General features: G+C 71.4%; 13 protein-coding genes and 2 tRNA genes. 12 read left to right on the forward strand and 3 right to left on the reverse strand.

What is annotated here, in order from left to right:
* Position 1: 1 nt before the first annotated feature.
* Positions 2–2,404 (reverse strand): phosphoketolase family protein, encoded by a 2,403-nt coding sequence (locus ACXR8F_RS18840; protein WP_458802836.1) that lies wholly within the window; start codon positions 2,402–2,404, stop codon positions 2–4.
* 169 nt (positions 2,405–2,573) lie between these two features.
* Positions 2,574–2,768, reverse strand: a complete 195-nt coding sequence (locus ACXR8F_RS18845; protein ID WP_458802838.1) for a CsbD family protein — start codon at positions 2,766–2,768, stop codon at positions 2,574–2,576.
* Between the two features lie 123 nt (positions 2,769–2,891).
* Between ACXR8F_RS18845 and ACXR8F_RS18850 the strand changes: the two genes are divergently transcribed.
* From ACXR8F_RS18850 to ACXR8F_RS18900, 11 genes are all read left to right on the forward strand, one after another.
* On the forward strand, positions 2,892–3,902 hold the full coding sequence (locus ACXR8F_RS18850; RefSeq protein ID WP_045190969.1) for a cation diffusion facilitator family transporter: 1,011 nt from the start codon (positions 2,892–2,894) through the stop codon (positions 3,900–3,902).
* Positions 3,899–4,411 (forward strand): methylated-DNA--[protein]-cysteine S-methyltransferase, encoded by a 513-nt coding sequence (locus ACXR8F_RS18855; RefSeq protein ID WP_458802840.1) that lies wholly within the window; start codon positions 3,899–3,901, stop codon positions 4,409–4,411. The genes ACXR8F_RS18850 and ACXR8F_RS18855 overlap by 4 nt, the downstream gene beginning before the upstream one ends.
* Before the next feature lie 85 nt (positions 4,412–4,496).
* Positions 4,497–4,997: an RNA polymerase sigma factor gene (locus tag ACXR8F_RS18860; RefSeq protein WP_045190971.1), complete on the forward strand. Its 501-nt coding sequence runs from the start codon at positions 4,497–4,499 to the stop codon at positions 4,995–4,997.
* Positions 4,990–5,601, forward strand: coding sequence for a methylated-DNA--[protein]-cysteine S-methyltransferase (locus ACXR8F_RS18865; RefSeq protein ID WP_045190972.1), 612 nt, complete (start codon positions 4,990–4,992; stop codon positions 5,599–5,601). The genes ACXR8F_RS18860 and ACXR8F_RS18865 overlap by 8 nt, the downstream gene beginning before the upstream one ends.
* Complete coding sequence (locus ACXR8F_RS18870) at positions 5,598–6,161, forward strand: NUDIX domain-containing protein (RefSeq protein ID WP_458802843.1); 564 nt, start codon at positions 5,598–5,600, stop codon at positions 6,159–6,161. The genes ACXR8F_RS18865 and ACXR8F_RS18870 overlap by 4 nt, the downstream gene beginning before the upstream one ends.
* Positions 6,162–6,256: 95 nt before the next feature.
* The gene (locus tag ACXR8F_RS18875; protein WP_458802845.1) at positions 6,257–6,760 is read left to right on the forward strand and encodes a SigE family RNA polymerase sigma factor; all 504 of its coding nucleotides are present in this window, start codon (positions 6,257–6,259) and stop codon (positions 6,758–6,760) included.
* Positions 6,757–7,659, forward strand: a complete 903-nt coding sequence (locus ACXR8F_RS18880; RefSeq protein WP_458802846.1) for a hypothetical protein — start codon at positions 6,757–6,759, stop codon at positions 7,657–7,659. Before ACXR8F_RS18875 ends, ACXR8F_RS18880 begins: the two co-directional genes overlap by 4 nt.
* A 49-nt stretch (positions 7,660–7,708) precedes the next feature.
* Positions 7,709–8,755: a PHP domain-containing protein gene (locus tag ACXR8F_RS18885; protein ID WP_458802848.1), complete on the forward strand. Its 1,047-nt coding sequence runs from the start codon at positions 7,709–7,711 to the stop codon at positions 8,753–8,755.
* Between the two features lie 92 nt (positions 8,756–8,847).
* Positions 8,848–8,920: transfer RNA gene (locus ACXR8F_RS18890), tRNA-Glu, on the forward strand.
* Positions 8,921–8,952: 32 nt separating this feature from the next.
* Positions 8,953–9,026 (forward strand) — tRNA-Asp (locus tag ACXR8F_RS18895).
* Between the two features lie 93 nt (positions 9,027–9,119).
* The gene (locus ACXR8F_RS18900; protein ID WP_458802850.1) at positions 9,120–10,076 is read left to right on the forward strand and encodes a D-2-hydroxyacid dehydrogenase family protein; all 957 of its coding nucleotides are present in this window, start codon (positions 9,120–9,122) and stop codon (positions 10,074–10,076) included.
* 81 nt (positions 10,077–10,157) lie between these two features.
* Here the strand turns inward: ACXR8F_RS18900 and ACXR8F_RS18905 are convergent, their stop codons facing one another.
* Positions 10,158–11,276: a PucR family transcriptional regulator gene (locus ACXR8F_RS18905; RefSeq protein ID WP_458802851.1), complete on the reverse strand. Its 1,119-nt coding sequence runs from the start codon at positions 11,274–11,276 to the stop codon at positions 10,158–10,160.
* A 171-nt stretch (positions 11,277–11,447) separates the two neighbouring features.
* Here ACXR8F_RS18905 and ACXR8F_RS18910 point away from each other — a divergent pair, with 171 nt between their 5' ends.
* Positions 11,448–12,518, forward strand: a complete 1,071-nt coding sequence (locus tag ACXR8F_RS18910) for a ferredoxin reductase (RefSeq protein ID WP_045190982.1) — start codon at positions 11,448–11,450, stop codon at positions 12,516–12,518.
* Positions 12,519–12,525: the final 7 nt, after the last annotated feature.

A 12,525-nucleotide genomic window follows, 5' to 3' on the forward strand; every position in this document is an offset into this window, starting at 1 on the left:
CCTACCCCTCGAGTGGCGTCATCATGACCCAGTCGCGCACCTCGGGCATGTCCTCGAGGTTCTCGACGATGTATGCCGCGTGCTCGGCCAGCTGCGACTCGCACCACTCCTTGAGCTCGCTGGAGCCCCTCACCTGGCGCCCCGCGTTGTTGATGGCGTCCATGACCAGGTGGTAGCGGTCGACCTCGTTGCGCACCACCATGTCGAAGGGCGTCGTCGTCGTGCCCTCCTCGCTGAAGCCGCGCACGTGGAAGCGGTCGGCGTCTGGCCGGCCGTGGACGAGCTGGTGGATCGCGCCGTGGTAGCCGTGGAACGCGAACACGACGTCGACGTGGTCGGTGAACAGCTCGCCGAAGCGCACGTCGTCCATGCCGTGCGGGTGGCTGCGAGGTCGCGCGAGACTCATGAGGTCCACGACGTTGACGACGCGAACCCGTAGCTGCGGCAAGCGTTCGCGCAGGATCTGCGCAGCCGCGACGGCCTCCATGGTGACGACGTCACCCGCGCAGGCGAGCACGACGTCGGGGTCGCGGTCGCCGTCGTCGTTGCCGGCCCAGTCCCAGGTGCCTGCGCCGCGCGCGCAGTGATCGACGGCCTCGTCGATGGTCAGCCACTGGGGCTGAGGCTGCTTGTCGATGACGACCAGGTTGACGTAGTTCTTCGACCTGAAGCAGTGATCCGCCACGGAGAGAAGGCAGTTGGCGTCCGGCGGCAGGTAGATGCGCGAGACGTCACCCTTGGCGTTGAGCACGGTCTGGATGAGACCCGGGCCCTGGTGCGAGAAGCCGTTGTGGTCGTTGCGCCACGCCGTCGACGTCAGCAGGATGTTGAGGCTGGGCACCTTGGCCCGCCAGTCGAGCCGGTTGGCCTCCTGCAGCCACTTGCAGTGCTGGACCGTCATCGAGGCACTCACCATCGCGAAGGCCTCGTAGGTCGCGAAGAGCCCGTGCCGGCCGGTCAGGTTGTAGCCCTCGAGCCAGCCGTGGCAGTTGTGCTCCGAGAGCACCTCCATGACCCGCCCCTGGTGCGAGAGCTTCACGTCGTCGTCGGTGACCCGCTCGGCCGTCATGCGGTCGGAGACGTCGAAGACCGCGCCGACCCGGTTGCTGTTCGTCTCGTCGGGGCTGAAGAGCCGGAAGGTCGTCGGGTTCCGCACGTAGAGCTCGCGCATCAGCTCGCCGATCGCCCTCGTCGACTCCTCCCGCACGGTCGCGGGCGCGGGCACGTCGCGGGCGAAGTCGCGGAAGTCGGGGATGTCGAGGTCCTTCGTGAGCACTCCGCCGTTCGCGTGCGGCGATGCGCTCATGCGCAGATCTCCTTCCGGGTTCGCTTGCAGCACAGTCGCGTTCGGTGCACCCGAGTCGTCGAACAGCTCCTCGGGTCGGTAGGAACGCATCCACGACTCGAGCTGGGCGAGGTGCTCGGGGTTGTCCTTGACGCCCGACAGCGGCACCTGGTGCGAGCGCCACGTGCCGGTCACCTTGACGCCGTCGACCTCGTCGGGCCCGGTCCAGCCCTTGGGGGTGCGCAGGATGATGAGCGGCCAGCGAGGTCGCCGCGTCATGACCCACCCGTCGGCTCGCGCCTCGGCCTGGATGTCCTTGATCCGGCCGTATGCCGTCGCGAGCGTCCCGGCGAAGCGTTCGTGCATGCCGGGCAGGTCGTCACCCTCGACCTCGAGCACCTCGTAGCCGTGCCCCTCCAGGAGGGCACGGACCTCGGCGGGGTCCTTGCGGCCGAGCACGGTGGGCCCGGCGATCTTGGCGCCGTTGAGGTGCAGCACCGGGAGCACCGCGCCGTCGCGGCGAGGGTTGAGGAACGAGATGCCCTTCCACGAGCCCTCGAGGGGGCCGGTCTCGGCCTCCCCGTCGCCGACGACTGCGAGCGCCAGCAGGTCGGGGTTGTCCATGACGGCACCGAAGGCGTGCATCAGGACGTAGCCCAGCTCGCCGCCCTCGTGGATGGAGCCCGGGGTGGTCACCGAGACGTGGCTCGGGATGCCGCCGGGCGCGGAGAACTGACGGAAGAGCCGCCTGACTCCTTCCGCGTCGCACGTCACCTTCGGGTAGGTCTCGGAGTACGTGCCCTCGAGGTAGCCGGCGGCGACCAGGGCGGGACCGCCGTGCCCCGGGCCGGTGAGGTAGATCGTCTGCTGACCCGTGTGCCGGATGACCCGCGACAGGTGCGTGTAGACGAACGAGAGGCCGGGGCTCGTGCCCCAGTGGCCGAGCAGCCGCGGCTTGATGTGCTCTGGCCGCAGGGGCTCTCGCAGCAGCGCGTTGTCCTGCAGGTAGATCTGGCCGATGGTGAGGTAGTTGTTGGCCCGCCACCAGGCGTCCATCGCCGCGATCTCCTCGGCGGTGGGAGCCGGAACGGTCGTCTGATGCGTCGTCGGGGTCGTCACGTCTGGCGCCTCTCGAGTGAGCGGAAACGTTCGTCCCGTCGAGACTCACGGAACCCGGGCGTGCTGGCAAGGGGACGAACGTCCCGGCACCCCAGCCGGGCGGCATACGCCCCCGGGACAGCAGTGGGCCGGTCCCCGTGAAGAGACCGGCCCACCCCACTCCGGAAGATCAGCGGTCGAGGGCGTCCTTGACGTCCTTGCCCGCGTCCTTGAGCTGCTCACCCCGCTGCTTGAGGTCCGCCGAGGCCTGGTCACGCTCGCCCTCGGCCTCGAGTCGCTCGTTGTCGGTGACCTTTCCGGCGGCTTCCTTGGCCTTGCCCTTGAGGTCCTCGCCCATGTTCCTGGCCTTGTCCTCAACACCCATGTCGGGCTCCTTTCGCCAACGATCGGATACCTCTGCCCCTACCCGCTCCGCCACCATCCTCACCACCCGTCCACGTATGGGTCGGCGCCGGCCGTCGTCGGTGCCCTTTGCGACACTGGGGGTGTGTCAACCTCTCCCACGCCTGCGTCCGAGGGTGCGGGCCGCCTGCAGCAGACGCGCGACCTGAGCCGCTTCGCCTACCTCTCGATCGCGGCGGCGGTCGTGACGATCACCCTGAAGTTCGTCGCCTGGCGCATCACCGGCTCGGTCGGTCTCCTCTCCGACGCCGCCGAGTCGGTCGTCAACCTCGTCGCGGCCGTCGCGGTGCTCATCGCGCTCAAGGTCGCCGCCATGCCGGCCGACAAGAACCACCACTTCGGCCACACCAAGGCCGAGTACTTCTCGGCGGCCGTCGAGGGGATGATGATCTTCGTCGCCGCGGTGGTCATCGTGGTCAGTGCCGTCGAGCGCTTCATCCGGCCGCAACCCATCGAGAACGTCGGCCTCGGCCTCGCCATCTCGGTCGTGGCGTCGCTCGTCAACGGGGCCGTGGCGATGGTGCTGCTCCGGGCGGGGCGCCAGCACCGCTCCCTCACCCTCACCGCCGACGGCAAGCACCTCATGACCGACGTGTGGACGTCCGCGGGAGTGGTCGTCGGCGTCCTCGTCGTCGCGCTCACCGGCATCGAGCGCCTCGACCCGGTCGTCGCCTTCCTCGTGGGCCTCAACATCATCTGGACCGGCTGGAAGCTCGTCCGCGAGTCCACCGAGGGCCTCATGGACATCGCCATGCCCAAGGAGGACAACGCCGCGATCGCCGAGATCCTCTCGCGCTTCGTCACCCGCGAGGTCCACTTCCACGCGCTGCGCACGCGCCTCTCCGGACACCACCGCTTCGCGGAGGTGCACGTGCTCGTGCCGGGGGCGTGGACCGTCCAACGTGGCCACGACCTCGTGGAGGAGGTCGAGGAGGCCGTGCACCGCGAGTTCGGCGACCTCGCGCTGACCTGTCACCTCGAGCCCACCGAGGACCCCCGCGCCTACGGCGACTACGCCGCCGAGTTCCCGGTGCCCACCCACGCCGACATCGTGGCGGCCCACGGCGGCGCCGGGAAGGGCGACGACGACGCATGAGCCGCGTGCACGTCGTCCTGCCCTCGCCGATCGGTGACCTCACCGTCGTCGCCGAGGACGGGGCGCTCACGCACCTGCTCATGGATGCCGCGAAGTACCGTCCCAAGGACCCCGCCGTCCTGGGCGAGCCGGGCGACGTCGCCGACGAGCCCTTTGCCGCCGCGTCGGTGCAGCTGGCCGCCTACTTCACGGGCGCGTTGACCTACTTCGACCTACCGCTCGCGCCGCAGGGCGACGACTTCCACCAGCGCGTGTGGGCGCTGCTGCGCGAGATCCCCTACGGCGAGACCCGCAGCTACGGCGACCTCGCCCGGACCCTCGGCGACCGCAACCTCGCGCAGGCTGTGGGCACCGCCAACGGGCGCAACCCGATCGCCGTCGTCGTGCCGTGCCATCGCGTCATCGGGGCCGACGGATCCCTGGTCGGGTATGCCGGTGGGCTCGAACGCAAGCGCTTCCTCCTCGCGCTCGAGGAGCCCGCTGCCGCCGAGGTGGGTCGCCTCTTCTGAGGGTCGCCGGCCGCTCCCGAGGCTGCTCGTCCGCGTCCGCCACACTGGGACCTCACACTTCCGCAGGTCGGAGCGTCTACAGGACATGAAGCGACCGTTCGAGCAGGCCGTCACCGAGCACGGTGCCGTGGTGCTGCGCGTGTGCCGCTCCGTCCTGGGGCCCGACGAGGCCGACGACGCGTGGTCCGAGACCTTCCTCTCGGCCCTGCGCGCCTGGCCCGACCTGCCCGAGGACGCGAACGTCCGGGCGTGGCTCGTCACCATCGCTCACCGCAAGGCCGTCGACGTCGCCCGCGCGAGGGCACGTCACGCGGTCCCGGTGGCGCTGGTTCCCGATGCCCCCGCCCCACACCGCGACCAGCCCGAGGAGGCCCTGCCCGACGGTGGCCTCTGGGCCGCGCTGGCCGCCCTGCCCGACAAGCAGCGTCTCTGCGTGGCCTACCACCACGTGGCCGGGCTGCCCCACCCCGAAGTCGCCCGCATCGTCGGCGGCACGCCCGCGGCGGCACGCCGCGCCGCCGCCGACGGCATCGCCCGGCTCCGGTCCACCTACGCACCCGAAGGAAGGGTGAGCCTCCATGTCTGACCACACGATCCAGCTCCTCGAGAGTGGCACGAACGACGAGGCCGATCACCTCGCGGCCCTCCACGCCGCACTGGTCGACCGCGCCACCACCGAGTCGTCCGTCGACGCGACCTACCGCGTCGTCGACTCCCCCGTCGGCGCCCTCCTGCTCGCGGCCACGGAGGCCGGGGTCGTTCGCGTCGCGTTCGCCGTCGAGGACCACGACCGTGTGCTCGAGTCGCTCGGCACCACGGTCGGCTCGCGGATCCTCCGCGGCGGTCACCGCCTCGACCCCCTCGCCCGAGAGCTCGACGACTACTTCGCGGGCGCACGACGCGACTTCGACGTGCCGATCGACCTGCGACTCGCCCACGGCTTCAGGCTGTCGGTGCTCCAGCACCTCAAGGAGATTCCCTACGGGACCACCGAGAGCTACGGCCAAGTCGCCGTGGCGTCCGGCAGCCCGCGCGCGGTCCGCGCCGTGGGGTCGGCGTGCGCGACCAACCCGCTCCCGATCGTCGTCCCGTGCCACCGGGTCGTGCGCTCCGACGGCTCTCTCGGGGGCTACCTCGGCGGCCTGCCCGCCAAGGAGCTGCTCCTCGGCCTCGAGCGAGGGCCGCGGTGAGCTGGCCCGTCCGCGACACCCGCCTCGTCTACGAGAACGCCTGGATCCGCGTCCGGGAGGACGCTGTGACCCGCCCCGACGGCAGCGAGGGCATCTACGGCGTGGTCGAGCTGCAGCGGCCCGCGGTCTTCGTCGTCGCGCTCACCGACGACGACGAGGTCGTGCTCGTCACGATCGACAGGCACACGGTCGGCGCCTCGGTCGAGGTGCCGGCGGGTGGCACCGACGGGGAGGACCCTCTGGTCGCCGCCCGCCGCGAGCTCGCCGAGGAGACCGGCCTGACGGCTCGTGACTGGCGCCGGGTCGGGGAGATGAACGCGCTCAACGGCGTCTGCCGCGCCTTCGAGGTCGTCTACCTCGCGACCGGCCTGGAGCCCGTCCACGGCTTTCACGGCGACACGGGCGAGGGCGCGCGCGAGCGGGCGCTCGAGGGGATCCGCGAGGTGCGCACCGTGCCCGTTGCCGACGTGCTGGGCCTCGTGCGCGACGGCACGATCACCGACGGCGAGACGATCGCGGCGCTCATGCTCGCCCTCCTCGAGCTCGGCCGGGTGTCCTGACGGCGGCATGCAACGGTTCGGGGTGCCCCCGTGTCCAAGGGGGTGTACGACACCAGTGACGACCTGACCGAACCGACGGCGACGAGCGGGAGCACATGAGACGGAGGGACGAGGCCGCGTTCCGCGCCTTCGTGGAGGAGCGGCAGACGATGCTGCGCCGGCGCGCCTACCTGCTCTGTGGCAACTGGGCCGACGGCGACGAGCTCGTCCAGGAGGCGCTGGCCCGGGTCTACGTGGCCTGGCCACGCATCGCCGCCGGCGCAGAGACCGCCTACACGAGACGCACGATGATGAACCTCTACCTCAACGACCAGCGCAAACGGCGCCGCGAGGTGCTCACCGACGAGGCCCCCGAGCCCCCCACCACCGACCACGACCGCGAGCTCGCGATGACCCTCACCGACCTCTTGCGCGACCTTCCCGAGAAGCAGCGCGCCGTCCTCGTCCTCCGCTTCTGGGAGGACCTCACCGTGCCCCAGATCGCCGAGTGCACCGGCGTGGCAGAGGGCACCATCAAGAGCCAGATCTCGCGCGGCCTGGCCGTGCTGCGCGACCGGCTCGCCGAGCCACCACTGACCGGGGCAGGAGCCGTCTCATGAGTGCCACCGACGACGGGTTCGGCCCGGACACCCCGGAGCAGCGCTCCGCCCCCGAGGCGGGCGAGCTGCAGCTGCGAAAGGCGCTGTCGACCATGAACGACCTCGAGCCCCCACGCGACGACCTCTTCGTGCAGCGGGCCCTCATCCGCGGCCGGGCCCGCACGTCCCGGCGCCGCAACACCGTGCTCGGCGCGGCTGCCGCTCTCGTCGTGGTGGGCGCGGTCGGCACCGCCTGGGTGACCAACCAGTCGGCGTCGACGACCACCGCGAGCGCCGGTTCGGCGGCCGAGGCTCCCAAGGACGTCACCGGTGCAGCCCGCGGCTCCGACGACGGTTCGGGCAATACCCCCCAGTCGCTCCGCGAGAGCGGCGGCGCCGACGGGCCCGCGGTGGCGCCCAGCGTCGCCCCGGAACGAGACGCGTCGACCTGGTTCGGCACCCTCGCGACCCCGCAGACGGCCGCCTTCGACACCGTCGAGCAGCAGCTCGTGACACGCTGGCCCGACGTCTTCTCCGGGGCGTACGCCGCCGACGCCACCGGCACGCGCCTCGTGGTCACCGTGACCCGCCACGACCCGACTCTCGAGTCGTTCGTGCGAGGCGCGATGCCCTCGCCCGGTGACGTCGACTTCGTCGTCGTCAAGCACTCCTACGCCGAGAAGGCGCGCGTGCAGCAGGAGATCGGCAACGAGCGAGAAGCGTGGCGCACCAAGGGGGTCCAGGTCCTCGGCCTCTCGCTCGACGCCCGCACCGACACGGTGGTCGTCCTGGCCGACGAGGGCTCCTCCCCCGGCCTCCTCGCCCAGCGCTACGGCGACCTCGTCCGCGTCGTGCCGTCCACGGCGGTCCCCACCGGCAAGCTGCCCGACGGCTCCACGCTCCCGCCCCTCCAGCGCTAGCCGGCGCGAGGCCGTTTCGGCGTCCGCCCGCGCCGTTAGGCTGCACGGCATGGAGCAGCCGACCCCTCCGCAGGCACCGATCAGCCCTCTCGACGCCCTGCGGCGCATCTGCTTCCTGCTCGAGCGCGGCCGCGAGAGCAGCTATCGCATCGATGCCTTCCGCAAGACCATCGAGGCCATCACGCTGATCTCCGACGACGAGCTGCGCGAACGCGTCGAGGCCGGAACCCTCAAGCAGATCAAGGGGATCGGCGACTCGAGCGCGGCGATCATCGGGCAGGCCGTGCGAGGCGTCCTGCCGGCATACCTCGTGTCCGCCGAGGAGAAGCACGGCGAGCCGCTCACCACAGGGGGCGCCGAGCTGTATGCCGCCCTGCGCGGCGACCTGCACGCCCACTCGAACTGGAGCGACGGGGGCAGCCCGATCGAGGAGATGGTGCTCGCCGCCGTGCAGCTCGGTCAGGAGTGGATGGCCCTGACCGACCACTCCCCCCGGCTGACCGTCGCCAACGGCCTGAGCCGCGAGCGCCTGGCCGACCAGCTGACGCGCGTCGACGCGATCAACGCGAGCCTCGGCGACGCGTTCACGCTGCTCAAGGGCATCGAGGTCGACATCCACCTCGACGGCACCCTCGACCAGGACGACGACATGCTCGACCAGCTCGACGTCGTCACGGCCTCGATCCACTCGAAGCTGAGGCAGCCCTCGTTCGAGATGACGCCGCGCATGGTGGCCGCCGTGCGCAACCCCCGCACCAACGTGCTCGCGCACTGCACCGGTCAGCTCGTCACGGGCGGCCGCGGCAAGCGGCCGCCGTCGGCCTTCGACGCCGAGAAGGTCTTCACGGCCTGCCTCGAGAACGACGTCGCCGTAGAGATCAACTCCCGCCCCGAGCGCTGCGACCCGCCCGACGAGCTCATCGAGCTGGCCCGCGACCTCGGGTGCCTCTTCACCATCGACTCCGACGCCCACGCCCCGGGCCAGCTCGACATGAAGTCGCTCGGGTGCGAGCGCGCCGAACGCCTCGGCATCCCTGCCGAGCGCATCGTGACGACGTGGCCGGTCGAGGACGTGCGGGCGTGGGCCAAGGGCTGACCGGGGGGCCGATCCGAGGCTCCTGACGGCGGATTTGGCGGGTGCCCGAAACTCCCCTATAGTTTCGACGTCCCAACGGATAGGTAGGGCCGGTCCCCATCGTCTAGCGGCCTAGGACTCCGCCCTTTCACGGCGGCAGCACGGGTTCGAATCCCGTTGGGGATACGCAGTACAGTTCAACCCGCACCACCCAGTAAGGCCCCGTAGCGCAGTTGGTTAGCGCGCCGCCCTGTCACGGCGGAGGTCGCCGGTTCGAGCCCGGTCGGGGTCGCAGCACACGAAGCGCCGCTCTCACACGAGAGCGGCGCTTCGCGCATTCCGGGCCCGGACGCCGCCGTCGGTGACCGCCGCCTACGCTTGCCCCGTGCGGATCGCGGTGCTCGACGACTACCAGGGCGTGGCACTGACGAGCGCCGACTGGTCTCCCGTGACCGCCCACCCGACGGGCCCGTGCGCGGTCGACGTCTTCCGCGACCACGTGTACGAGCCCGACGCGCTGGTGGCGCGGCTGGAGCCGTACGACGCGGTGGTGGTCATGCGCGAGCGCACGCCGCTCACGCGCGAGGTGCTGGCCCGCCTCCCCCACCTGCGGCTCGTCGTCACCACCGGGCGCCGCAACCCGAGCATCGACACCGCAGCCGCGGCCGAGGCCGGCATCACGGTCTGCGGCACCGACAGCCTCGCCACCGCTCCGGCCGAGCTGACCTGGGCCCTCGTGCTCGGGCTCTCGCGCCACGTGGTGCTCGAGGCCGAGGCGATGCGCACGGGCGGCTGGCAGACGACGGTCGGGCGCGACCTGGCGGGGCACACGCTCGGCCTGCTGGGACTCGGGCGCATCGGCAGCCAGGTCGCCGCCGTCGGCCGCGCCTTCGGCATGCACGTCGTCGCGTGGAGCCGCAGCCTCACCCCGGAGCGCGCCGAGGCCGCCGGGGCGCGCTCGGTCCCCTTCGACGAGCTGCTCTCGTCCTCGGACGTCGTGTCGGTGCACCTGCCGCTCGCGGACGGGACTCGCGGCCTGCTGGGTGAGCGCGAGCTCTCGCTCATGCGCCCCGACGCGCTGCTCGTCAACACCTCACGTGGCCCCATCGTCGACGAGGCGGCCCTCCTCGCGGCGCTCGAACGGGGTCATCTCGGTGGCGTCGGCCTCGACGTCTTCGACGAGGAACCCCTGCCCGCCGACCACCCCCTGCGCACGGCGCCGCGCACGCTCCTCACGCCGCACCTCGGCTACGTCACGCGCGACGTCTACGCGACGTTCTTCGCGGGCGTCGTCGAGGACGTGACGGCATACCTCGACGGGGTGCCCATCCGGTTGCTCTGACGCGTGGTCGTTCCCGACGACACCCATGGCGTATGCCGTCGCCCGCGACCCGCCCGCGCCCCCGGTCCGTGACCCCGTGGTTCAGCGGTGGCCGGCGCGCAGCACGAGCTCCAGCTCGAACCGGACCTCGGGGTCCTCCAACGCGTCGCCGAAGAGCTCCTTGAGCTGGGCAACCCGGTAGCCCACGGTCTGCTGGTGCACGAAGAGCTCCTCCGCGATCGGCGCCCGCTGGCCCTGGTGGCGCAGCCACGCCAGCAGCGTCTCGGTCAGGCGCTCGCGCACGGCCGGTCGCAGCCCGTCGAGGGGGGCGAGACGGGTGCGGGCGAGGTCCTGGGTGGCGAGCGGCTCGGCGTGCACGACGAGCTCCGCAAGGTGGTCCTCGACCCAGACCGGGGCCGTGTCGCGCACGGGCTGGTCGGGACCGGGGGCGAGACCGTGGGCACCTGCCGACGCCGCCAGGTGCAGCGACTCGCTCGCCTGCTGCCACGGACGAGCAGGCCCGACGATCGCACGGCGCCCACGCAGCGCCCGCTCGAGGTCGCGCCGGCGCGGCTTGCGGCTGACGAAGGGAAAGACGACGACGACGTCGGTGCCGCGCTCGGCAGCGAGCCCGTCAGGGCCCAGCGCAGCCCGCAGGCCGTCGACGTGCGGGAACGGCACGAGCGCCACGACGACGACGTCGGGCAGGGTCCAGCCGACAGCGGCAGCGAGGCGCCCCACCCCGCCATCGCTCGAGTCCCCGCGCAGGATCATCTCGAGCAGCTCACCCCGCAGCCGCAGCTGCTCGCCCGCGCGCTCGGACTGCTCCTGCGCATAGCCCTGGGCGCTCGCGGCCGACAGCTCGTCGATGTAGGCGAAGAGCGACTCACCCAGCGCGAGCAGCGTCTCGGGAGGCAGCTGCGACACGTCGATGGTGCGCGAGATCGCGCGGAAGGTGACGCGCGCGCCGTAGCGGTAGGCCGCGAGCAGCGACTCGAGGCTGCGACCCGAGCGCACCTCGCCGCGGCCGAGGCTCTCGTAGACCCACTTGCCGTCCTCGGAGAGGGCGGGCAGGTGGGTGCCGGGCAGGTCGAGGAAGCGGTTGAGCGCGACGGTCACACCCTGCCGGACGCCCTGGCCGAAGCGTCCCTCCATGGGCATCGCGTAGACCGGGACGTCACGGGGTATGCCCTCGATGATCGCCTCGACGATGTCACCCACGACGGGACGCAGTACTGTGCTGACTTCGGCCGGAAGAAACAACCACGGCGGATCAGAAGTGGTCTGCGCCACTGACTCCACCTCCTATTTGTTGCCTCGCAACAGTTTCTCACTTCAAACCCTACGCGTCGCCGCAAGACAGGGAAGGGGTCGGAGCGCGACCATGGAGGTATGGCCCAGATCAGAGCTCTCCGGCGTGTGGCGTCGATCCTGACGACCCCTCTCGCGCCCGAGGACGTCATCGGGCTCTTCAACCCCCTGTCCTCCTCCCGTCAGCTGCGCGGCGTCGTCACCAAGGTGACCCGCGAGACGCCCGAGTCGACGACGATCCACTTCCGCCCCGGACGCGGCTGGAACCCACATGCCGCCGGCCAGTGGGCGCGCATCGGCGTGGAGATCGACGGCGTGCGGCAGTGGCGCAGCTACTCGCTGTCGGCAGCCGTCGGCCACGACCCCGCCATCACGGTCACCGCCATCGGCTTCGTCTCGACCGCCCTGGCCCGCAACACCAAGGTCGGCGACATCCTCTTCCTCGACACCCCGCAGGGCGACTTCGTGCTCCCCGAGCACCCGCGCCCGCTGCTCATGCTCACCGCCGGCAGCGGGCTCACCCCGGTGATGTCGATGATCCGCACCCTGGTCCCGCGTCGCCCGGACGCCGACGTCGTGCTCGTCCACTCGGCGCGCACCCGCGAGGACGCCCTCTTCCACGACGAGCTGCTCGAGCTCGCCGACCAGTTCCCGGGCCTTCGGGTCGAGCACTGGTACACCCGCGAGCAGGGCGGCCGCCGCCTCGACCTCTCCACCGTCACCGACCTCGAGACGCTGTGTCCCGACTGGCGCGACCGGGCGGCATACGCCTGCGGCCCCACCGACTTCCTCGACGCGGCCAGCGAGCTGTGGCTGCGCGACGGGGACGACGAGGCGCACACGAACCTCACCATCGAGCGTTTCGCGCCCGTCCTGCTGGAGGGATCCGGCGGGGAGGGCGGCCTCGTGACGTTCGAGAAGTCCGACAAGGAAGTGGAGGTGGGCGGCGACGTCCCCCTCCTCGAGGCCGGCGAGAACTGCGGAGTGGTCATGCCGAGCGGGTGCCGTATGGGCATCTGCCGCAGCTGCCTCACGCCGCTCGTCGCCGGCAAGGTCCGCGACCTGCGCACCGGTGAGGTGCACGGCGACGAGGGTGAGCTCATCCAAACCTGCGTCAACGCGGCCGCCGGACCCGTCCACCTGGACATCTGAGAAGGGA

The organism is Terrabacter sp. AAH1 (assembly GCF_054456855.1).

Excerpts from the sequence above, each read along its gene's own strand:
- ACXR8F_RS18885 (WP_458802848.1), top strand. The coding sequence starts at position 7,709 with ATGGAGCAGCCGACCCCTCCGCAGGCACCGATCAGCCCTCTCGACGCC.
- ACXR8F_RS18845 (WP_458802838.1), bottom strand. The coding sequence starts at position 2,768 with ATGGGTGTTGAGGACAAGGCCAGGAACATGGGCGAGGACCTCAAGGGC.
- ACXR8F_RS18880 (WP_458802846.1), top strand. The coding sequence starts at position 6,757 with ATGAGTGCCACCGACGACGGGTTCGGCCCGGACACCCCGGAGCAGCGC.
- ACXR8F_RS18875 (WP_458802845.1), top strand. The coding sequence starts at position 6,257 with ATGAGACGGAGGGACGAGGCCGCGTTCCGCGCCTTCGTGGAGGAGCGG.
- ACXR8F_RS18860 (WP_045190971.1), top strand. The coding sequence starts at position 4,497 with ATGAAGCGACCGTTCGAGCAGGCCGTCACCGAGCACGGTGCCGTGGTG.
- ACXR8F_RS18910 (WP_045190982.1), top strand. The coding sequence starts at position 11,448 with ATGGCCCAGATCAGAGCTCTCCGGCGTGTGGCGTCGATCCTGACGACC.
- ACXR8F_RS18855 (WP_458802840.1), top strand. The coding sequence starts at position 3,899 with ATGAGCCGCGTGCACGTCGTCCTGCCCTCGCCGATCGGTGACCTCACC.
- ACXR8F_RS18865 (WP_045190972.1), top strand. The coding sequence starts at position 4,990 with ATGTCTGACCACACGATCCAGCTCCTCGAGAGTGGCACGAACGACGAG.